Source organism: Tunturiibacter lichenicola, assembly GCF_051013355.1.
GTDB classification, from domain to species: Bacteria; Acidobacteriota; Terriglobia; order Terriglobales; family Acidobacteriaceae; genus Edaphobacter; species Edaphobacter lichenicola_F.
In genome coordinates this window covers 1,617,595-1,638,924 of the sequence record NZ_CP132944.1, presented here as the reverse complement: position 1 = coordinate 1,638,924, position 21,330 = coordinate 1,617,595, and the positions used below count along the sequence as shown (strand labels likewise).

The window sequence follows — 21,330 nt, the reverse complement described above, 5'->3', positions numbered from 1 at the left end:
TTCGGAAACTGCATCCGACGTGACATTAACACGCGGACAGATTCCCTCACTATGAGACTACAAAAGAGTACTTAAAGTTACGGCGCTCCTCTTCGGGCATTAGCGCTAATCCGGGTGCGCTTCGATATAGCTGCTTACAATGCCGACCACTTCTTCGAGAAACACCCGGTCGACGCCCGTAAACGCAGCAAGATCGTGGCTGTCGATGTCGATCTCTCCAACGACTCTCCCCCTCACATCGATAGGAACAACAATCTCAGACCTCGTTTTGATCGAGCAGGAGAGATAGCGGTGGATCGGAGTTCACATCATCAACAATTACTGTCTTCCCCGTCGCCACAGCGGCTCCGCAGATGCCCTCGGTCACCGGAATGCGTACATGAGGAGTTGGATCGCCCACAAACGGCCCGAGCACCAACGTCCCGGGATCGACCGGATAGAGCATATAGAAGCCTGTCCAGTTGTAATAAGAGAGGTTCTTTGCAATCTCCCTCACGATGCTCTGCGCAACGATTCGAGAGAGGGCGCGCCCGAAGCCACGCGGCGCAGTCCGGCGAGAATCGCGATCATCTCTTCTTTGAGTCTAGTGGCGGACGACATAGTTGAATGCACCAGGGGTGTATGCTTCATAGTCGAACACGGCACCCATCTCATCGATTCTAGCGAAACTATCTGCTTTACAAGGTCGACCGATTAAGATTTGCAAAATCACCGAATCCACCTATTGACGCTCGTGAACTTTCGCTATAATTTGCCCCGTCGAACCTAATCCTTTGAATTCTGTCGTCTTTGCTTCCATATATCCCATCTGGTTTGCCCATCAGAACTTCTCAACACCAGGAACGTAAATTGCTACATCCAGGTCACTACGAGGAGAAACATATATGCGTCCGCCGGCCTTTCTTCTATTTACTGCCATGGTTTTCGCTGGCTCAGCACATTTGAGCCGAGCGCAGGCGTCTGACAGCGTCGCCCCCACATCATCCCCTGTTCATCCGCAAGCCATGGGAGCCACGATCGCCTCTTCCGAGATAACTCTCGATGGCCCGATCACCCAAGTGGTCACGAAGCAATCCGCAGGCAGCCCCCAGGGCACGCATCTGCTCGTGCGTGGCTCCATGCAAATCGTCGATGTCAGCGTAGGACCGTATCTGTCGTCTGACATCTCAAGCAAAATCTCCGAGGGATCTCAAGTCCACGTAACCGGCGTCATGCAGACGACAGCTAAAGGCAAGACATACCTGATGGCGCGGCAGTTAGTACTGAACGGACAAACCATCGTCATACGCAACGAAAAAGGATTCCTCGTTCGCTACCGGTCGCAGATTCCTCAGAGCGACTCCAGGCATGCAGCCCCCGCGCAGGCTGGAGGTGTCAATTGAAGATCCGTCAGCTACTCACTCTTCTCTTCCTCACGTCTCTCGCGTCTCTCCTCACAGCCTGCAGCAGTAGCTCAAACAACCCACCAACTCCGCCTGCAATTTCGGTAGCCTTCGCGTCTCCAGCTCCGACAACTCTCGCCGCGTCCGCCACCGCAACTCTCACTGCAACCGTCAGCAACGACACGGCAAACGCAGGCGTAACCTGGACCGCCACTTGCGCAACCGCACCATGTGGCACTTTCAGTGCCGCATCAACCCCAAGCGGCTCCCCAACGACATATCAGGCTCCAACCGCGGCCGGCACGGTCACAGTAGTCGCTACTTCTGTCACGGATAAGACAAAGTCGGTATCAGCCACAATCACAATCACTGCGGCTCCGCCTGCTCCAATTCAAGTCGCTCTCACTCCTGCACCGCCGAAGACGCTCATTGTAGCTTCAACACTGAGCCTGGTCGCAGTTGTAACCAACGACAGCGCGAACGCCGGAGTGACGTGGTCCGTCACCTGCGGAAGTTCAGCCTGTGGCAGCTTCAACCCCGCCACAACCGCAAGCAATGCCGCTACCACTTACACCGCCCCAGCAGCTATTCCAACCAACAACACCGTCACAGTAATAGCGACTTCAGTCACCGATAAGACCAAGTCGGCATCGGCGACGATCACGATCACAAACATACTCAGTGATGGAACCTACGTCTTCCACGTATCGGGCGACGATACAAACGGTCAGTATTTCCTTGCGGGTGCTTTTACCGTGAAGGGTGGCTTAATAACGGGTGGAGAACAGGACTTCCTCGACCCTATCTTCGGACAAAATGATCAGTTGTCGGCCGCAGGTTCCAGCCTAGCCATTACGGCCGACGGCAATATTCAGATAACTCTCAATACCGGCGATACAAGTGTTGGCGTCAACGGAGTAGAAACGTTCAACGGATCAGCGGTCTCTCCATCGCGTCTCTTGATCAGCGAATCGGACACCTTTGCCGCAGGTGGGGGCTCCGTCGATCTGCAAACCATTGTTGCGACTCCATCCGGGGGCTATGCTTTCGCTGTCCTGGGAGCAGATAATCAGAACCCACAACAGCCGTTGGGAGTTGGAGGCATCCTCAGTTTTAACGGGACGTCGCTGGACACATCAACCAACAGCGTATTCGACTGCAATGATTCAGGGAATCCATCATTTGCTCAACCCTTTAGCGGAGGTTCAGTCACCGTCCCTGACACTTTCGGTCGCGTCACCATCACTCTGAATCCAAGCTCCGCATGCACATTGGTTCAGATGGTCTTTGGCGGATACATCATTGGGCCGAATCAGATCCAACTAGTCGAAACCGCGGGGGATACCTTCAATGGAACTCTCGGCGGTATGGCTCTTGGGCAGGGAACCCACGCAGGACAGTTCAATACAAACAGCGTCAGCAACACAGCGTATGTGTTTTCAAGCTTCGGGGCAGACGCAAACGGTGCACTCACACTCGCAGGCGGGTTCATCTTCAACGCGACGACACCGCTATCAGGCGATCTGGCTATCAACGACCTCACTCTAGCAGGAGGCAACACAATTACCGGAGGCTCGTTCGCAGTTGATCCCACAGGAAGAGTCACACTGACAAATGTGACAACGTCCGGAAACAACACCACCAATCCCCTCACTCTACAGTTCCAACTCTATCTTGACGGAAACGGCAACGCGCTTGAGCTAGGCGTTGACAATATTCAAGTCTCGAGCGGCATGGCGTATCTACAAACCACCGGTAATTTCCCTGGTCCCGGAAACTCGGTGTTGTTAGCTCAGGGATTCGTGCCAGTATCAACCACTGCAATCGCAGGCTGGAGCGCAGCCGGTCCTATCACTCTAACCGCGACGACCCCGCCGGCCACAAACGCCTTCACTGGCTTCGTCGATTACAACTTGCAAGGTGGTGCTCCTGTCTCCAACGTCACGCTGAACGCAACAGTCGATTCTTCGAACGGAGTAATCACGCTGGGTGGCCTCGATCCAAGTAACTCGACCGACGGGTTTGGGTACTATCCCATCGACGCTTCCAGAGTCCTTGCGATCGAAGTAGATGGAAACCAGCTCGGTCTGTTACAAATCGAGGGCGTACCAGCGAACTGATACAACCAGCTTCAACCGGCGCAAAGCGAATGCCCATATCTTGATAGAAGATATGGGCACTCAGCGGGGCGGCCATCTCGAATCACAAAAAACGGGTGCCCCATATCTCGATTCTGAGATGTGGGCATTCGCGCCCCGCGCGAACTGCACTCCTATAGATAGCTCGCAAAAGTTATCCGAAATGGGAACTCTCAACTATCAGATCAAATAACCAGACACGGTCACGAAGAGCGTACCCGTGGAGCCGCCAGGGCTAGCCCCTGAGACGGAGATAGTCGTGCCTGGATCAGCATAGAGACGCACCGCCTGCAGAGCGACATAAAAATCGAAGCTGGTAGACGGCTCGGTGTAGGCATAGGTCAGTGGCACAAACAAACTGACGTTCCTGCCCCCACAGGTGTAGTTCACGAAGGCCTCAAGTTTGGTGCCCGGTGGAGTCACGTCGAGTTGAAGACTCAGGGTCTCTACGACCAGATGCTTCCCGGCTGGAACCGCGATCGCCGGTGACCCCGTCTCCCCATAAGGTTCTGCCGGCACCCCTGGAACAGACGTAACCGCATTAACAACATCGACCTTATTCATCAGTCCTCCTTTATTGGTAGGTCCACTGCGTCACTCAACGTGAGGACGCGCCTTTCACCCTCCTTGCAGGGCCACGACAGTGGCTCAGCTAAATCAAGGAAATTGCAACAGTAAACCTCACAGATAGCCCAAACAAGAAGTCGAAGGGTAAAAGGAACGCCTCACAAAACAGAAACTGTCTTCGGGCTCTGGTCGCACCACCATGTCAACAACCACGTCATCACTCCCAAAACGGGACGTTATCAAAAAATAAAACCAAATCTCTGTCGCATTTTTCGACCGTCAAAAGCGACCCGTTACAGCACCACAATCACCACGCAAAACACCACAGCTTCACCATCAAGCCACCATGTTCAAACACTCAACTTCAGCAAAATCCCCAGCAAAACACCACAAATCGGTCCCCCTCAAAAAGACGAGTGCACCGCCTCCAACTCGTCACCACTAGTCTATACAATTTGCTTGACCAAACTCACAACAATAGTTTAACTTTGCACCCGTTCTGCACATCAGCGAAAGTTGGCCGCGAAAAGCAAAAAGTCCAGCAAATTCGCGAAGTTTGCTCGCGGAGAAATCGGCATCACCCTGACAGGGCAGATATTGTTTGAAGCTTTCGACCCCATACGACGCGCCATAGATTCGATGTCCGCACTAATTAAAGATTGATAAAGTACGCACTTTGAACGAAGAACATTTTGGAGAAGCCAATGACGAACAAGAACCCTAAGAAAAACTGCCCCGGGCTGCAGAAGTGGCTGTTCATAGTAGCTGTGTTGATTGCGTGTGTTTCGTCGTCAAATGCGCAGCAGATTACCGGCTCCATCGCCGGTACTGTGAAAGACCAGCAGGGCGCCCTGGTAACAAACGCCGACGTCAAAGCAACCAATGTCGCAACCGGCCTTATGCGAGCAGCCAAAACGGATAGCGACGGCGCATACAACATCCAGTATCTTCCGGTCGGCGAATACAGCGTTAACGTGAATGCGCCCGGATTCGAAAAGTTCGTGCAGCAGCATCTCACCATCACAGTAGACCAGACACAGGCCTTAAACGTCGTTCTGACGGTCGGTGCCGAGAGTCAAACCGTAGAAGTCAGCACAGCACCGCCGCTGGTGAACACAAGTACCGCAGAACTGGGTCGAACCGTCTCGCCCGCAGAGATCAACAACCTGCCATTGACGACCAGAACCGCATATGCAGAGATGTCCCTGACGCCCGGCGTGCAATCCAACAGCGCGAGCAACAGCCAAAACACTCCAAACTTCGTAATCGGTGTGCCCTCGACGCAGGTCATCATCAATGGAGGAGTCGACGGAGGCGTCCCCATGGTGAGCTTTTACCTGGACGGCGGCATCAACATGACCGGATTGCGTAACTATGGCAATCCCCTGCCAAATCCCGACGCACTCGAAGAGTTCCGCGTAGAAACCAGCAACTTTGCAGCCCAGTATGGCCGTATGTCGGGTGGCGTCGTAACCGCTGTCACGCGCTCTGGAACCAATCGCTTCCACGGCTCAGTGTTCGAATTCTTTCGCAACACCAATATGAACGACACACCGTGGGGCACCCCTGTAGGAACCTCGAAGACGCCTTTCCATAGAAATAACTTTGGCGGCACCGTGGGTGGTCCCATCGTAAAGGACAAGGCCTTCTTCTTCTTCAGCTATGGCGGCCTGCGGCAAACAGTTGGAACGCAGTATACCGGCGCAATTGTGCCTACATCGCTCGAGCGCATCGGTGACTTTACCCAGTCGAAGGTTATCCCGAACCTGCCTGGTACCAAAACTCCCGTCAAAGGCACAAACTCATCCGTCAATTGCACTGTCGCCACTGTGGGTTGCGTTCCACTCGGCTTGCTGGATGTGACAGCGGCAAACCTCATGAAGACGTACGTCCCGTTGCCCAATGCTCCGACCGCCGCCTCGCCGGGCGGTTATGTAGGAGTCTTTAGCAGCCCCACGAATCAGGACGAGTATCTAGGAAAATATGATCAAGTCTTGGGCGACAAAGACCACCTGTCGGTAAGCTACTTCTACCTCGATACCACTCAGAACGCTTTTGGCGGCTCCTCCAGCACCTCGCAGATCGTGTATTCGGTGAATCAATCCTTTGCAAAACAGCAAAATGCCAACATCAGCGACATTCACACCTTCAGCGGAACAACGGCGAATCAGGTCTGGTTTACCTTTACACGGGTGGCTGGCGGCCGCGTGAACACTCCGGAGGTCTCACTCGGCGACCTGGGATCGAGCTTCACAATTCAAGGCCCCAAAGCCCTTCCGCAGTTGGCCGTCTCGGGCTACTTCAACGCCGGCGGAGCCTTGGCCGGACCGGTTAGCACAACCGACTTCTACTCTCTTCGTGACGTAGTCAGTTTGACCAAAGGCAGACACACCCTCAACATTGGCGGCGAAGTCTCGCTCGAAAAAGATGCGATCGTCGGCAACCTGGACAACTTTGGAATCTTCAACTTCCAAACCTCCGCCCCCACAACCACAGGCAATGCACTGGCAGACTTCGTCACCGGCCAGGTCTCCACGATGGAGCAGGACACCCCTTACCATGGACTGCTGAATACCTGGTACTACGCGGGCTTCATTCAGGACAGCTACAAAATTACGCCGCGCCTCACAGCGAGCCTCGGTTTGCGCTACGACCTCGAGCAGTCTCCCGTCGAGTCTTCGAATCTGACAGCAGCATTTGTACCCGGTGTTAAATCGACAGTGATCCCCACTGCACCAACCGGAGTTCTCTTTCCAGGAGATCATGGCATCCCGCGAGGCATCGCGGCCACGCAAAATACACACTTCTCCCCGCGTGTGGGTATGGCTCTCGACCCATTCGGCGACGGAAAGACGGCGGTTCGCGCCGCTGCTGGCATCTTCTACGGCAGCGTCTCCGGCAACGAATGGAACCAGCCCGCGAACGCTCAGCCCTTCGCTGTCCGTCAGACGTTCAGCTCTATTACTTCCTTCAGCAATGTCTATGGAAACGCGGTCTCCTTTCCGAATGGAGATCCATTCCCCTACATCTACAATCCCGCGAGCCCGCGCTTTCTTCCCGCAGCGAGCGTAGAAGCGATCAATCCAAAGTATGTATGGCCCGTCTCCTATCAGTTCAACGTAGCCGTCGAGCAGCAGCTGCCTTTTGGCATCAGCATGCAGACTGCGTATGTCGGCAATCTCGTGCGTCATGTTCCCTTCGCACCCGACGCAAACAACCCGGTCTACGCGCCAGGAGCCTCAACGTCGCAGGCCAGCATCAACGCCCGTCGGCCCTATGACCCTGGCGTCCTGGGTCAGGTCATCTACATCGATTCGAGCCAGACTGCGAACTATCATTCGTTGCAGTTTTCAGCGCGCAAGCCCCTCACGCATAACCTCATGATCAACGGCTACTACGTATGGAGCCACTCACTCTGGAGCGCCAACTCCAGCGCAATCGGTCTGGCTACCGCGCAAAACTTCAGCGCACTCAATGAGGAACGGGGACCATCCGACCAGGATCGCCGCAACATGGTCAGCATCTCCGGCATCTGGAAGCTCGATTACTACAACGGACCGAACCGCTTCGCCAAGGTTCTGACGAATGGATGGTCGATCTCACCCATCGTCAGCCTCAACAGCGGCCAGCCCTTCAACATCACGACAGGGTCAGACAAGAATGACGACAGCTACAACAACGACCGACCCAATCTTGTCGCTGGCGTAAGCCCATTTCTCGACCCTCATAGGAACCGCATAGCGGCTGCACAGGCGTGGTTCAATACCGCAGCCTTCGTCACCAACGGCCCTGGTGCCGTCGGGGGCATCGGTCCAGGCGGAGCCGACGGCAACACGCCGCGCGACTACCTCCGGGCGCCAGGTTACCGGGACATCGATCTAGGGATCTCCCGTGACTTCCGCTTCGAACGTGGAATCGGTCTACAGTTCCGTGCTGATGCCACCAACGCGTTCAACATGGTCAGCCTCAACTCTCCAACAGCAACCTTGTCCTCGACGAACGATGGCAAGATCACGTCGGCTGCGACTCCGCGTCTTATCCAGATAGGAGCTCGGATTAGCTTCTAGTCTCTCAACGGCGGTGCATGGGGCCAACACTGGATCTCTTTTGAGATCAAGTGTTGGCCCTCTTAGTTTGCGGCAGTGAACTCATGGGCTTCTCGGCTGATCGTGGCCAATGCACCTGCTCTGTCGCGTCAAATCGTGTCAGTGAGTTACATCTCAAATTGACCGGAACCCTCTGCCGAAATGACGTGATCGCCGCGCGATACGTGATTTGGGACGAAATCCTGGTACTATTCCCCGTTTACACATCTCTTGCAAATGCCTATCCTGACGGAATGTTTACTGGCAGTGAGAAGCTCGCCCCACCAAAAAGCCAGGCGGAGTCGCCGCAGTATGTCGCGGTCGATCGCAGGATCTCGCTCGTCCGTGGAGGCCCTTTTTATCGAGCGCAAAAGGCAATTTTTCTTCTCGATGCAAATCGCTGGAATCTTGGACGAAGGATAACTCTCTCCATCGTAGTGTGCTGGGTTCCGTTGGTTCTTATAACTCTGCTTCTCAACCCCCATGCGATAAAGGCCCTGCTCAGCGACTATCCGGTCCTGCTCGGCCAGGTGCTCATGGAGCTGATCCTTTTCGATTGCCTTGCCGATGTTGCCGACCGTTCTGGCCGAGATCCCCTTCATTGAGGTGTTGAATGGATTACTCAGCGCAGTGAAATAGATACGAAATCCTGGTGAACCGCCGAGAGCAGAGCGCACTGCGAAATTTACGGAGGAAACATGGCCATAGCAAAACTCGAAGCACTGCAGAAGTTTGACTTGGGAGATAAGATGACGTCGTGGGAAGAACGGCGCGCACAGGGGAGAGCGATGCGCCTCAAGGTTCCGCTTGAATCCCACGCCGAATGGCGCCCCGCCAGAAATCGCCCCGACCCACTGAAGTTGCTTGCCGAAAACAACAAGGGCAGGCAAGCGCACCTGATCCCTCTACGTATGGGCCGAATGGCAGCGTCGCCCTTTACGTTTTTACGCGGGTCAGCATGCGTCATGGCCTCCGATCTTTCAACCTCACCCATCACCGGTTTTCCCGTAGTCATGGACGGTGACGCGCACCTCAGCAACTTCGGTTTCTACGGCACCCCGCAGCGCGAAGTCGTCTTTGATCTGAACGACTTTGACGAGGCGGTCGTCGGTCCGTGGGAGTGGGATCTGAAGCGTCTGGTTGCCAGCGTAAACATTGCAGGTCGTCAGAACGGCCTGAACGCAAAAGAGCGTGCCGCCGCTGTAAAGCGCAGTGTGGAGGGTTATTGCGAAAACGCCGACCGATTGCAGGACATGGGTGTATTAGACATCTGGTATCTGCACGCCTACCCGGGGCGCGAAAATGCGATTGTAAAGCCAGATGCCAAGTCGAAGGCGGTCATCGAAAAGACCATGGCGAAAGCGATGCGCACCGACAATCGCAACTTGCTGTCAAAGATTGGTGATAAAGATGCCAACGGACTCTGGACATTTCGAGATGATCCGCCGGTCCTGACAACGGTGCCCGCAGCAACGAAGAAGAAGGTCATCGAGGCATTGAACAAATATGCGGACACTCTGCCGCGCGAGCGGCGCATTATGCTGAACCGCTATCACGTTGTTGACGTGGCGCATCGCATCGTCGGCGTCGGTTCAGTGGGAACCAGGGCTTACCTCGTGCTGCTCTTTGGCAATGGAGAAAATGACCCGCTGTTTCTCCAGGTCAAAGAATCGGTCCAGGCAGCCCACGCTCCTTATTTGCCCCCGATGGAGGCAGAGTTCCGCCACAACGGCAAACGTGTCGTCGTGGGTCAACGGGCACTTCAAGCCTCTTCCGACCCGATGCTGGGCTACACTTCGATCGACGGCCGCGACTTCTACGTCCGTCAGATGAAGAACCTGAAAGCCTCGATTCCAGTGGAGTGGCTAACCGGCGCCTCATTCAACTTCTATGCCATGGCGTGCGGCAGCCTCCTTGCGCGCTCTCACGCTCGAACAGGAGACCCGGCTCGCATCTCCGGATACTGCGGCGGTTCCAAGGTGCTCTCCGAAGCCTTGGCTACGTGGGCGGAGAGTTATGGCGACCAGACTGTGAGCGACCACGCAGCGCTACTCAGCGCCATCCAAAGCGGCAAAATCAAAGCCGTCGTCCAAGCAGACGATGCCGGCTGAATTGAAATAATCACTGTTCAAGAGACGCGACACGCTGACGATCCCGACAGCCCGCGTCTCTTGAACAACCACCCCGACGAAGGTCTCGCCCGGATAGGCGGACCACCTGATTTCAATCTTGCCCGAAATAGGAACACCAAAAAATAAACTCCAAATCCCTGTCACATTTTTCACCCCCGAAAATGTGACCGCCAAACCACCACATTCACCACGCAATCCACCACAAATTGACCACCAAAACACCACGTTTTGTCACCGATTTTCTGCAAAACCCCCAGCAAAAACACGAAAACCCACCTCCAAAAAAAACCGGCCTCACCCTCGCAAAAAAAACAGTGGTTTGTGGCGAGGTAGCGACGCTCAGGATGAATGGAACGAGAAGTAAATCGAAAGGACGAGCCGTCTCACCGTGGCGTTCGATCACGAAACAAACGAAAAGGCCGTATCAAGTAATAAAGCGGTGAAAGCGGCCCCCGAAGAGGGAGAACAGCTCGATCATGCTCATTCGGACGCAGATAATCAAACGACATCACCATCCTTACGCGATCACGAAACCCAAGCAGCTTGACGTAATAAGGCACCCCGCCTTCAGGCGCACTTCCCGGCGCATCAAATAAATTCTCCACGATATATTGCGTTAGTTTGCGAACCGTAGCGTCCGACTCAAAGCGCCGCAGGACAGCCTGAGGAACCTCAGCATCCGCGAATCGATGCGCCAGGAGCACACCCAAAGCAAGCGAGCGCCACAGCCCCGTCTTACCGGCTTCTCGAACGACCTCGTTCCAATCAAGACCGGGTGATGAAGCCAGCAGCTGCGCAACGTCACAGATCCAGATAAGCCGGCACCACACATGCTTACTCCCATGCATGCATAACGTTAGAAGAGTTATCTCGGGGCTCATGTCGGGAACTTCGGCGCCAGCCACCATCACGGTTCGACGCAACGGCCATACCCAATCCATACCAAGATTGCGCCTGAATCTTGGCTGCGTCAGCACAAGCCTCCAACGAATTTCAAGCACCATTCCATCTGTCTGCCGCTCGAAATGATATTCGTAACAGTCTTCAAAGGGTGTACCGTCTCCCTGCGTCTGCGTCTTCAGCTCGTAGCCCCTCTCCTTAATGAGAGAAGTGGCCTTCCCAAGGTGCCTGTGGTGGATGATCAGATCAATATCGCCCGCAGGACGTCTCGTAAGGTCCTGGTACGCAGACGCGCCCAGCACAATACCTTTGAACGGCATGGCTGGAATCATCTCGTGTTGGAACGATTCGAGAACGCGGATCAACTCCGCCGCATTCGCCAGATTATGGAACATGTTGCGGTGGTATCCGACTCGCAGACGTTCTTGCATATCGAGAGGAATTGGCGGATTAACGTCCTGAAGTCGCAAGTACAGCATAGGCAGGACACGATGCTCGTCCGCAAGACCGAGGAGCGAGTCCCAATCGCAAATCTGTTCCGCGAACTGATAGATCTGCTCGGCTACAGCCTTGGTCGGCCGCCGGACAATAACGCGCAATAGTTCAGAGGAGTCGCGATCTGCTGTCATGAGAGTCGTTGCTCCATCAAAACGAATCTAGGCGACTTCCAACGGCCGAGCTGATATTCCGTGCTTGATCGTGGCGCCCACTGCCCAGACTGCGAGATCGAAAAATAAAACCCTCCAGCCTGTGCACCTTTTTGGATCTCATCCGGGGTTCTAAAATCCCGGTAAGTATATATCTGGTTGCGGTTTGCAACCCATTTTTGTGAGCCTCATAAACGTGCCGACGCGTCCGATCAAAAGATTACCTGATAGTTACCAACGATTTGTAGAAAAACGATCCGCGTTGTGTAGTCTTTCCGAAATTGTCACTTGTGGAAGAGATATCCACGATTTAGAGGTGAAAAATGCAAATTGAACGCCTTCAATCTAATGCCTTGGTAGAAAACAGACTTCCCGATGGTTCGAGGGTTATTCTCGATCCGAAGAATGAGACTGTTTTTGCCCTTAATGCAACGGCTGGTGCAGCGTGGGACGCATGCAGTGCTCCGACGACGCTTTCGAACGTGGCGGACGACATGCGACGCTCGCTTGACCCAGCGATAACCGATGAGATTGCAGAAGAGGCTCTCCTGCAACTGCAGGATAAGAGACTGGTGAATACATCAGGATCATCCTCGGCTACTCGACGACAGTTCCTTGCATCACTCAGTGCTGTCGCCCTGCCTCTCGTCGTGGCCTTAACGGTCTCGGATCAGAAGGCGCATGCGATGGTTGCGCGGTCGGCTGCGCCAAAGCCAACGCCACCAAAGCCTAAGCCGAAGCCGATTTTACCCTTCCTCTAGAACGCTTGTGTCCTGAGAACCGGCCACCTATCAAGGACCCTTCGTCCGTGAAAGGTGGCCACTGGTCACAAGACAAAATGATGCTCTAAAACATCGATCCTCGTATACCATCGAGGCTTCAGATCAAGCTCGCCATTTTTTGCGCTCGATAAATCTGCATGGCCAGTATGTATCATTTCGACCTTCGCGTATTCAACTGCAGCATTCGAGTGGAGACGGATTGCATTGAAGCACATGCGGTCCTGCAACGCTATATATTCCCGTCGTTGCCGAGAGTGGCAAATGCCGTTGGTAAGCCCGATATCTCCATTCGTGTAATTCAAGTTGCAGATCAACTCCAGCTACTGGCAGACGATGTTGTGGTGGCATCGGCTCGTGAAGCAATCCAGCTGGTGCCGGATCTCATAAGAACATTAGACGATGCCGTAGTTCCTCGCCTGACGACGGCACGAGCGGTCCACGCGGGTGCCGTCCTATGGCGCGAGCGCGCCTTGCTGCTACCGGGAAGTACGCATGCGGGAAAATCGTCTCTAGTGACCGAACTTCTGCGACGAGGTGCGACTTATTTATCCGATGAATATGCAGTGATTGACTCGGAGGGTCTCGTACACCCGTATCCGAGAGTCCTCCTGGTCAGGAACGGTCGCCCTGAGCAGGTTCCGATGCTTCCCGCAGAGTGCAACGCGGCTGTAGGCGAAGCTCCGTCTCCAGTAGGCTGGATTTTGTCGTTGCAGTATCTGCCTGAGTCAGCCTGGAATGTGAAGGCGGCGGCTCAAAGCGAAGCGCTATTAATCTTGCTTCGAAATACACCTCATATCATGGCGGAATCGCCAGGCATGGTTCAGGTCTTTGAACGCGCGGTCAGGGGAGCCACCTGTTACGTCGGACACCGAAGCGAAGCTACCGACGCTGCCGACCACATTATGCGGCTCATCAACAGCTAGGTTATCGCTGCACCATTACAAGAAAGTCTTTTCGGCTACTCCGCACCTTTCGAAAAATCGCTGCATGCGTGCAGAATCGGAGAATGCCTGAACTCCGCCGCTCGATGTGGTGGAGTAGGCGCCGCACGCGTTGCCTAAGGCGAGACAGCCATCGACGCTGCTTTGATGAACGAAGGCATGGAGAAACCCAGCGTTGAAGCTATCCCCTGCGCCAATAACGTCCACCACGTTCGTAGTGCATCCAGGCGCTTCGTAACGTATTCCATGGTGCATGGCCAAAGCGCCCTTCGCACCTCGTTTGACGACCAGCAACGGAATCTTTTCGGCCAGTTTCCTGACGGAATCTTCAAAAGAAGATTCATTCGCGAGTCTGCATGCCTCCCGTTCGTTTGGCATCAATATATCAAGATGCGCGAATGTCTCTGCGAGCGGGCCAGCCCACAAGTCCTCAGGATCGTCATTCGTATCCAGTGACGTTGTGAGCCCCGCACGATGCATTGCAGCCAGAAGTTTCGGTACATCGTTGCGCAGCCCGCTTTGAAGAAAGAAGGAAGACAGATGAAAATGTCTTCCTGAGGCAAGGTAAGTGAGATCGAGATCCTCATACCGCAAGCTCGATGTGGTGCCAGAGTAAGTGAGCGCACGCCGGCTCCGCTGATGCTGCAAGAGAACGGTGACTCCTGTACTAACGTCTGTCTTTGGCGCGACAGCATGCGACAAATCAACGCCAGCCCGGCGGAGCGTATCGACGCAAACTTCAGTAAACGGATCACCGCCAAGCTGCGGAATAAATCCCGTCCGGCTGCCCAGCACAGCGAGGTTATGCGCCGTGATAGCGGAAGAGCCGCCTAGCGTTAAAGCCATGTGATCGGCGACGAGTTCACGTTCCACCGGAAGCTCTTCAGGAAGGCCGTACAGGAGCAGGTCCATCGTGATTTCACCCGCCAGCGTTACATCAAACTGCGCCAACTTGCCTCCTTGCATACTGTCATTTGAACGTCCAGAACATCGAGCGGCATAATCAGCCGGCCAGCTGCTTGTCTGCGGTCATTAGATTTCTACGGAGCAACCACAGCGCTATTCCTAATATTGCCCATGCGGTTCCTGCCCAACGTGCGGTTGGACCCAGGTTCAGCCATAAGAAGAAGCACACCACAAAACCACATCCCGACAGTAGGATCGGAACCCACTGGTTTGCTTCCTTCGTACGCCAGGCGAGTACAGCAGAAGCAACGTTGACCCCCATGAAGGCGAGTAGTGCGCCATAATTCAACAGCTCCGTGCCGAGTTGATAGCTCAGAGCAAGAGCGCCGATCAACACGATTCCACCAATCAGCAGGACGTTGTTCTGAGGAATGCGTCGGGTTGGATTGAGCGTGCCGAAGAACTTTCGCGGCAAGGCGCCGTCTTGGCCCATCGCAAACAGCAGCCGCGCCGCGCCCAACTGCGATGCCATGCCGGAGCCGATGGTTGCGATCAACAGCGCACCGTTCATCAAAGCGAACAGGAAAACTCCCCCGACACGTTGGGCGACTGCGACGTAGGCTGTATCAAGATCAGGGAAGGCCATCCCGCGCGGCCAGACAAGCTGCGCGAGATAAACTTCGATCGAGGCTAGTACACCTGTAATCAAGCAGGTAAGAATGATCGCCCGCGGAACCGTCCGCGCTGGATCATGAGCCTCATCAGTCAAAGTTGATATGCCGTCAAAACCGATATAGGTAAGTACAGCGATAGAGGTTCCGCGAAACACGGCGGGCGCGGAGAACGTTGATCTGTTGTATACGGGATCTAAATAGAACGCGGATGATCCCATGTGCAAGTGAAGGATGTACCGTAAGGCGGCAACAACGAAGAGTACGATCACGACTCCCAGCCCCGCTGCAACTGCGGCGTTGATACGGGCCGACGTCTCTACGCCGCGAAGGTTGAGTGCGGTAAACAATGCCGCGAACAGAAGTACCCACGCCACGTAAGGAATTCCAGGCACAAAATTCATTGCAGCTCTGCTACACCAGATAGTACAAATCAGTGGATTCAGGATGTAATCCATGGCCATGCACCAGCCGGTCATATATCCGATACTGGGGTGCAGCTCTTCACTCACATAGGTAAAAGCTGAACCGCCCTTTGGATAAGCGCGCGACATTCGTCCATAGCTGTACGCGGTGAACAGCATGGCGACGAGCGCAAATACAATCGCCATCAGAACGTGCCCGCGCGACTCCTGGTAGATAACCCCGAACACCGGCATCGGCGCAGTCGGCTGGATCAGAATGATCCCGTATAGAATCAGGTCGCGATATCGCAAGCTGCGCTTGAGCGTAACTGATTGTCCGTCCTGCAATTCAGCTGGCATTATGTCTCTGCTCTTTTCTCATTCCGATGTTTACTGGCCTGGATTTGAAGAGGCGGTAACAGCCGCGGTATTCCATCCTTCGATCTTCACTTTCCACTCCTCAACTCGTTTCGAGCCCACGCTTGCAATCATGTCGGATGGTATCGATGCGGTCAGTTCGCGCTCTTCGCCCGGCATCAATTCAATGTAGTTATCGGTCCATATTATTCGCGGAAGCTTCTCTCCGTGTTCGTCCTTCAGTTCCGCAGCAATTTGGAACGCCAGCTTCGTCGATGGATTCGTCAAACGTACGTGGATCAGATTTCCAAAAGTATGAGCGGTCGCTGTAATGTGCGCTGCAGGCAGGTTGCCAAGAGCAGTCATATCCTCTGAGGTCTTGGCCGGTGTATGCGTATAGTTCGTCTTCGCCCAGTCAAACTCGGTCAGCTTACCGGGGACCCAGTAGAAGTTTCTGCTAACCGTCGTACCCTTGACATCTTTCAATTCAAGCCGAATAAAGTACGTGCTGGACGCAGTCTGGAAGACTTCTTGCGGAATGTCGATAGCCTTGACCGAGCTGTCGGGGCCCGCATCGACAGAGTTTGACTTAGTGTAGAGCTCCTTCAAATCGAGGTCATACACGTGGGCTACTGCGGTAAGCCCCGAAGCCCCGGTAAAGAGGCTATTGACCACATAGACGCTATGGTCGTCATACGAATATTGAACATGCAGCAACTCACATGCCTTCTTCGTCCCGTAGTAGCCACCACCGGCATCCAGGTAATAGTCATAGAGATGCCAGATGCTCGAAGGCCACGCATTATTAAGCATCCATTGGATTACGCCCGTCGAAGTGTACTTATTGCGACCATACGCCTCGAACATAGCGCGTTCTCCATCGAAGGCCATCGACTGCGCAATCTGGTTATATCTCTCAGCGGTCTTGACCTCACCATAGGTCGCTGTCATGGCATCGTTGAAGACGTGGATGTTCTGAAAGCCTTCGCCGCCCGCGTGATAACCCCACACCGCGTCTTGCGGCCACTGATGGTCAGCCGGCAACATCTTCTTCAGGCTCTGCAGCGAAGGAACAGCAGGCCCAGGACTGGTCTCGGTGTTGAAGCCGTAAGCTCCTCCGTAGCGCGAATCGACCAGCCAGTAGGACGGCGCGACAAAATCATAAGGCCCAGTCATCTTAACGCCGCTTGGGCCACTTACAGTCGTTGGCGTCCCCGTGGCGGACGAAAGAATCACGTTCGGCCAATCTGTCTGCGCGAGCACCTTCAGATAGGCAGTCTCCACATTCGCCGGCGGCGGGTTGTCGCTTCCGTTCAGCCATGCGATGAGGCTCGGATGACTGCGGATCCGCAACAGTTGAGACGCCAATGAAGCTGTCGCAACGTTGAGAGTATCTGGCGCCCACTTATCCCAATGCTCCCAATGGTCACAGCAGCACCATCCTGCCATCACCATCACACCTTGCTCATCCGCAAGGCGAAAGAACTCGTCGGTCTCCATCTTGCCTTCGAGGCGAATCGTATTCAGGTGCATGTCATGCACCATACGGAACTCTTCAGCCAGTCGTTCGGGCTGTTGGCGTAGAAGCATGTCCTGTGTCCAGCCAGCGCCACGTATCAAAATAGGGTGCTGGTTGACATGAAAGAGCCGGTATCCTTTCGGCGTTAGCTCTGACGTGACCTCCCGTATACCGAAGCGAACACTTGTTTCGTCAGAGACCGCGCCATCGAGAACAAATTGAAGTGTTAGCGTCTCGAGTGGGTGTGCGCCCACGTCGGCAGGCCACCACACATGGGGGTTCTTGATCCGCAGCTGAGAGAAATCCGCAGGCGCGAACGTAACAGTTTTAGTTTCACCCGCATCAAGTGTCACAGGTTGTGAGATTGCTACTCCCGCGACAGTGCCCTCAAGGCGTCCCTTAGCCGAATGGTCTGTTGAATTGCTGACCTCCGCACGAACTGTAAGCTCCACCGTCTTCAGCGAAGCATCGGAGAAATGACTCGTTGCCATCGGGGATCGAACGACAACAGGACCGCTCGTTACCAATGTGACCGGTCCCCACAGGCCCATGTCTTTATCTGGTGGACATGGATTCCAATCGACCCAGTTGATACCCAGGTCGGTCGGAGTCGGTGCAAATGTTTCGACAGCCAGCACATTTTCATGACCGGGCTTCAAAGCCTTCGTGACGTCAAACTCATAAGTACGATAAGCGCCCTGCACCTGCGTCGAGTCTGCGATCTTCTGACCGTTGAGCCAGATGTCAGCCCGATAGTTGATGCCGCTAAACCGCATCCAGAAAGTTTTTCCCCGCTCCGTAGCCGCGACGTGAAACGTCTTGCGATACCACCAACCACACCGGTAGGGGCTGTCGCCGGGCATCTCAAGATTAGAAAAGTTATCTCCTTGCGGGTACGAGGTTCCTGGAATTGAACGCAGATTTGTACCAACGAACAGATCTTTAAACTCGCCTGCCGCAACCTGCACCGCGAGCACAGTCGCAGGAACAGTCGCGGTATACCATCCCTCAGTGTGCACGTCAGGAGCAGAAAGCTTCGCCCCATCACCGCGGATCTTACAATCGGACTGAACTGTCCAACCCGACTTCAGCGGTGTGATGGTCGATGCCGAATCGGTTGCTGCAAGTCCAGGCACGCTCCATGCGAACGATAGAAAGATCACGAGTAGAACGCCACCGGGAGACAGAGATAGTACAGATCGTTTCTGCAGAATCATGGCCTTTCAAACCTCCAGTGATCTCTCTCCGTACCAGGGAATTAAACTCTCCGCATCTCAGCCGCGAGGGAAGCCTGATAGTGGAACGATTTTGTCGCCAAAGATGAACAGGAAACGAGAAATATTAAAACGTTTGAATATCGAATAGGAGTAGCTAAAAGTATTTCGCTTTGAATGTCAACAAAAACTTCCAAACGACCACGGCTATGGGCGTCGCCGGGCCGTCGACTCACGCACCAGAACAGTCGGCACCAACAGCGTATGGCCGTCGCTCTCGGGTACATGTGTTTCTTCAGCGAGTGCATCGATTCCGCGCAGTACGCGCTCCGCAGCGATGCGACCCATCTCTTCCATCGGTTGCTGCACCGTCGTAAGTCCGGGGCTGAAGAGCGCTGCATGAGAGACATCGTCGAAGCCAATGACGGAACACTCATCGGGCACCCTCACCCCCCGCTCTCGTAACGCCCGCATGACTCCGAATGCAGTCAAATCATCGAAGGCCGCTATCGCGGAAAATGGCTTCCCCATAGCCAGCAACTCATTGGTAAGTCGGTAGCCCTGATGAAAGCTTGAGAGTGGGTCCAAAGCATTTGGCAGATCGACGACGAGTGAAGGATTGATCTTCAGTCCCACCTCCTGCGCAAATCGCATCATGCCGCTGTATCGCTCACTACTGTCCGCAAGCTTAACCTGGCCGCGAACGAACGCAATCTTGCGATGGCCCAATTTGTAGAGGTGTTCGAGAGCGGCATAACCGCCGGCCTCATTGTCGACCATCACCGAACTCATGGAACCAATCGACATCGAACGTCCAACCATGACCATCGGAATGCGCTCTCGCTCGAGATCGCCAAACATCTCGATATCGGCAAATAACCAATTAGCAACGATGATCAGTCCTTCCAGTCTGCGCTCCAGCATCATCTCCAGATAGCGTTCGAACTGCTTAGGCTCGTTATACGCATCCATGATGATCGGCAGGTAGCCGGTTGGCTCCAGCGTCTTCTGAATACCTTTGAGAATCAGAGTGCAGAATGGGTCCGAGATGTCGAAGACCATGATGCCAATCGTCAGGCTTCTACGACGGCGTAGAGAACGCGCAAATGCATCCGGACGATAGCCGAGCCGCTTCGAGGTCTCCTTGATGAGCAACTTCGTCTTCGCCGCAACATAGCGCGAGAGTGGTGCTTCATTGAGAACGATCGACACGGTCGATGAGGAGAATCCGGACTCGCGCGCTACGTCGGCCAGCGTGATTCTTCCAGCGTTTTGGGTTCTGCGCATAAACCAATGGGCCGCTACGTTAAGATGCTGAAGTTATAGCATACCGTCCCGTCTCTGCTACCGCCGACCAAACCGCGAGAGCTAAACATGCAAGTCTGGGTGGCGTAATCACAGGACACTACCTCGGCTCACCAGATGCCCTTACTGTTGCGCCGCATTCTGAGCGTCCGCAGACTGATCCCCCGATGGATCTTGTTGGAGACGGTCGTTAAAAGACTTCAGCAACTTCGAAGCCGTATCGAACTCCTGACGCGCCTGCGCACGCTGTCCGAGGTGATTCAAAACCTGCCCCCTCATGTAATGCACGCTCGCGCTCTGCGCCGCAAGAGCCTCCGCATGATCCAGCATATCCAGTGCCTCCTGGTAGTGCGCCGCGTCCCTGTACAACTTTGCAAGCCCGAAGTAAGAGTTCACTAGCTCCCGATTATGTTCAATGGCTTTGCGGAAAGACGCCTCCGCCTTCTCTGGCTCATTGAGCTTTGCGTAGAGAAGCCCAAGCTCTTCGTAGTTATAGGCGAAATCCGGCTCAATAGCCGCGTCCTTCTTCAGCTCCGCCTCAGCTTCTGCGTAGGCGTACCGTTCGAGATAGGTGCGTCCCAGGAAATAATGAACAAGCGGAAGCTCCGGCTTCAACGCCGCTGCGGCTTGAAATTGTTCAAGCGCGTGATCGGTATCATGTCCCGCAAGCCACGCCTTCCCTACATACAAATGAAACTCCGCTGAATTTTGGCCGATGGCAATCATTTGGTCGAACGCTTGCTTCTGCAGTGGTGCATTCGACGATTTGCTGGCTGCAATGCTCAGAACATAAAGGTAGTTCAGGTTGGTCGACTCCTGCTCCCATAGGGGAGTCAACGTATCTGCGGCTGCCTTGTACTTATTCGTGAAAAAGTAGCACAGACCTAGCAAATAACTTGCCTGAAGAGAATTCGGTTGTAACTTCAATGTCTCAGAGAACGGCTCTATCGCCGCGTCGAAATCGTTCTTGCGATAGTAGGCAAGCCCAATGTTGAGTTGGATACCCGGTACAGTTGGAGACAGTGTCTCCGCCCGCCGCAACTCAGTCAGAGCATCATCCCATCGCCGTTCCCGCATATACGTCACGCCCAGATTGATATGCGCCGCTCCCGACTTCGGATCGAGCGCTATGACGCGTCGAAAGCTCTCTTCTGCTTGGCTCAGTTGCCCGCTCTTCATCTCGTGTAATCCTTCGGAGAAGTGCGTCGCAGCGTCGGACTTGTTAGCGGCGAGTTCCTGCAACGAAACGAGGGTCTCTGGTTCATTGCCACCGAACGCTCCCGTGTGAACTCCAAAAGCCTGGCAGCCACCGGCGATCCATAGACCGGCTAGCAGAAAACATCGAGATCGATCCAGGGAGGTCAAATGTTTCTTCTCTCC

17 protein-coding genes are annotated in these 21,330 nt (G+C 54.5%); 7 read left to right on the top strand and 10 right to left on the bottom strand.

Annotated features, from left to right (window positions below; genetic code table 11):
• Positions 1-105: 105 nt before the first annotated feature.
• Positions 106-237: a hypothetical protein gene (locus tag RBB82_RS07000; RefSeq protein ID WP_433974406.1), complete on the bottom strand. Its 132-nt coding sequence runs from the start codon at positions 235-237 to the stop codon at positions 106-108.
• A 19-nt stretch (positions 238-256) separates the two neighbouring features.
• Positions 257-496, bottom strand: coding sequence for a GAF domain-containing protein (locus RBB82_RS06995; RefSeq protein WP_433974405.1), 240 nt, complete (start codon positions 494-496; stop codon positions 257-259).
• A gap of 388 nt (positions 497-884) precedes the next feature.
• Here RBB82_RS06995 and RBB82_RS06990 point away from each other — a divergent pair, with 388 nt between their 5' ends.
• On the top strand, positions 885-1,382 hold the full coding sequence (locus RBB82_RS06990; protein ID WP_433974404.1) for a hypothetical protein: 498 nt from the start codon (positions 885-887) through the stop codon (positions 1,380-1,382).
• Entirely contained in the window at positions 1,379-3,502 is a 2,124-nt protein-coding gene (locus tag RBB82_RS06985; protein ID WP_433974403.1) for a hypothetical protein, read from the top strand. Before RBB82_RS06990 ends, RBB82_RS06985 begins: the two co-directional genes overlap by 4 nt.
• 198 nt (positions 3,503-3,700) lie before the next feature.
• On the opposite strand, the gene RBB82_RS06980 is transcribed toward RBB82_RS06985, so the two are convergent.
• Positions 3,701-4,084: a hypothetical protein gene (locus RBB82_RS06980; RefSeq protein ID WP_433974402.1), complete on the bottom strand. Its 384-nt coding sequence runs from the start codon at positions 4,082-4,084 to the stop codon at positions 3,701-3,703.
• Between the two features lie 707 nt (positions 4,085-4,791).
• Here RBB82_RS06980 and RBB82_RS06975 point away from each other — a divergent pair.
• The 3 genes from RBB82_RS06975 (at position 4,792) to RBB82_RS06965 (ending at position 10,283) form a co-directional block, all read left to right on the top strand.
• Entirely contained in the window at positions 4,792-8,154 is a 3,363-nt protein-coding gene (locus tag RBB82_RS06975) for a carboxypeptidase regulatory-like domain-containing protein (RefSeq protein WP_433974401.1), read from the top strand.
• 83 nt (positions 8,155-8,237) lie between these two features.
• Positions 8,238-8,777 carry a hypothetical protein gene (locus tag RBB82_RS06970; RefSeq protein WP_433974400.1) on the top strand — a complete coding sequence of 180 codons (540 nt, stop codon included), beginning with the start codon at positions 8,238-8,240 and terminating at the stop codon, positions 8,775-8,777.
• Between the two features lie 93 nt (positions 8,778-8,870).
• On the top strand, positions 8,871-10,283 hold the full coding sequence (locus RBB82_RS06965) for a DUF2252 domain-containing protein (RefSeq protein ID WP_433974399.1): 1,413 nt from the start codon (positions 8,871-8,873) through the stop codon (positions 10,281-10,283).
• Here the strand turns inward: RBB82_RS06965 and RBB82_RS06960 are convergent.
• Complete coding sequence (locus RBB82_RS06960; protein ID WP_433974398.1) at positions 10,221-10,529, bottom strand: hypothetical protein; 309 nt, start codon at positions 10,527-10,529, stop codon at positions 10,221-10,223. The genes RBB82_RS06965 and RBB82_RS06960 overlap by 63 nt on opposite strands.
• 158 nt (positions 10,530-10,687) lie before the next feature.
• Entirely contained in the window at positions 10,688-11,833 is a 1,146-nt protein-coding gene (locus tag RBB82_RS06955) for a nucleotidyltransferase domain-containing protein (protein WP_433974397.1), read from the bottom strand.
• 341 nt (positions 11,834-12,174) lie between these two features.
• On the opposite strand from RBB82_RS06955, the gene RBB82_RS06950 reads away from it, so the two are divergent.
• Together RBB82_RS06950 and RBB82_RS06945 are read left to right on the top strand one after the other, a co-directional pair.
• Positions 12,175-12,612 (top strand): PqqD family protein, encoded by a 438-nt coding sequence (locus RBB82_RS06950; RefSeq protein ID WP_433974396.1) that lies wholly within the window; start codon positions 12,175-12,177, stop codon positions 12,610-12,612.
• A 167-nt stretch (positions 12,613-12,779) separates the two neighbouring features.
• Positions 12,780-13,556 (top strand): hypothetical protein, encoded by a 777-nt coding sequence (locus tag RBB82_RS06945; RefSeq protein WP_433974395.1) that lies wholly within the window; start codon positions 12,780-12,782, stop codon positions 13,554-13,556.
• 15 nt (positions 13,557-13,571) lie between these two features.
• On the opposite strand, the gene RBB82_RS06940 is transcribed toward RBB82_RS06945, so the two are convergent.
• From RBB82_RS06940 to RBB82_RS06920, 5 genes are all read right to left on the bottom strand, one after another.
• On the bottom strand, positions 13,572-14,525 hold the full coding sequence (locus tag RBB82_RS06940; RefSeq protein ID WP_433974394.1) for a carbohydrate kinase family protein: 954 nt from the start codon (positions 14,523-14,525) through the stop codon (positions 13,572-13,574).
• A gap of 52 nt (positions 14,526-14,577) precedes the next feature.
• Positions 14,578-15,915: an APC family permease gene (locus RBB82_RS06935; protein WP_433974393.1), complete on the bottom strand. Its 1,338-nt coding sequence runs from the start codon at positions 15,913-15,915 to the stop codon at positions 14,578-14,580.
• Positions 15,916-15,945: 30 nt separating this feature from the next.
• A complete protein-coding gene (locus tag RBB82_RS06930; protein ID WP_433974392.1) occupies positions 15,946-18,648 on the bottom strand; it encodes a glycosyl hydrolase 2 galactose-binding domain-containing protein in 2,703 nt (900 codons plus the stop codon).
• Positions 18,649-18,852: 204 nt separating this feature from the next.
• A complete protein-coding gene (locus RBB82_RS06925) occupies positions 18,853-19,932 on the bottom strand; it encodes a LacI family DNA-binding transcriptional regulator (protein ID WP_433974391.1) in 1,080 nt (359 codons plus the stop codon).
• 141 nt (positions 19,933-20,073) lie between these two features.
• Positions 20,074-21,315 (bottom strand): tetratricopeptide repeat protein, encoded by a 1,242-nt coding sequence (locus RBB82_RS06920; protein WP_433974390.1) that lies wholly within the window; start codon positions 21,313-21,315, stop codon positions 20,074-20,076.
• Positions 21,316-21,330 lie beyond the last annotated feature (15 nt).

Bases quoted from the DNA above. Each gene is read 5' to 3' on its own strand.
- RBB82_RS06990 (WP_433974404.1), top strand. From the start codon at position 885: ATGCGTCCGCCGGCCTTTCTTCTATTTACTGCCATGGTTTTCGCTGGC.
- RBB82_RS06980 (WP_433974402.1), bottom strand. From the start codon at position 4,084: ATGAATAAGGTCGATGTTGTTAATGCGGTTACGTCTGTTCCAGGGGTG.
- RBB82_RS06975 (WP_433974401.1), top strand. From the start codon at position 4,792: ATGACGAACAAGAACCCTAAGAAAAACTGCCCCGGGCTGCAGAAGTGG.
- RBB82_RS06970 (WP_433974400.1), top strand. From the start codon at position 8,238: ATGGGCTTCTCGGCTGATCGTGGCCAATGCACCTGCTCTGTCGCGTCA.
- RBB82_RS06965 (WP_433974399.1), top strand. From the start codon at position 8,871: ATGGCCATAGCAAAACTCGAAGCACTGCAGAAGTTTGACTTGGGAGAT.
- RBB82_RS06955 (WP_433974397.1), bottom strand. From the start codon at position 11,833: ATGACAGCAGATCGCGACTCCTCTGAACTATTGCGCGTTATTGTCCGG.
- RBB82_RS06950 (WP_433974396.1), top strand. From the start codon at position 12,175: ATGCAAATTGAACGCCTTCAATCTAATGCCTTGGTAGAAAACAGACTT.
- RBB82_RS06945 (WP_433974395.1), top strand. From the start codon at position 12,780: ATGTATCATTTCGACCTTCGCGTATTCAACTGCAGCATTCGAGTGGAG.
- RBB82_RS06935 (WP_433974393.1), bottom strand. From the start codon at position 15,915: ATGCCAGCTGAATTGCAGGACGGACAATCAGTTACGCTCAAGCGCAGC.
- RBB82_RS06930 (WP_433974392.1), bottom strand. From the start codon at position 18,648: ATGATTCTGCAGAAACGATCTGTACTATCTCTGTCTCCCGGTGGCGTT.
- RBB82_RS06925 (WP_433974391.1), bottom strand. From the start codon at position 19,932: ATGCGCAGAACCCAAAACGCTGGAAGAATCACGCTGGCCGACGTAGCG.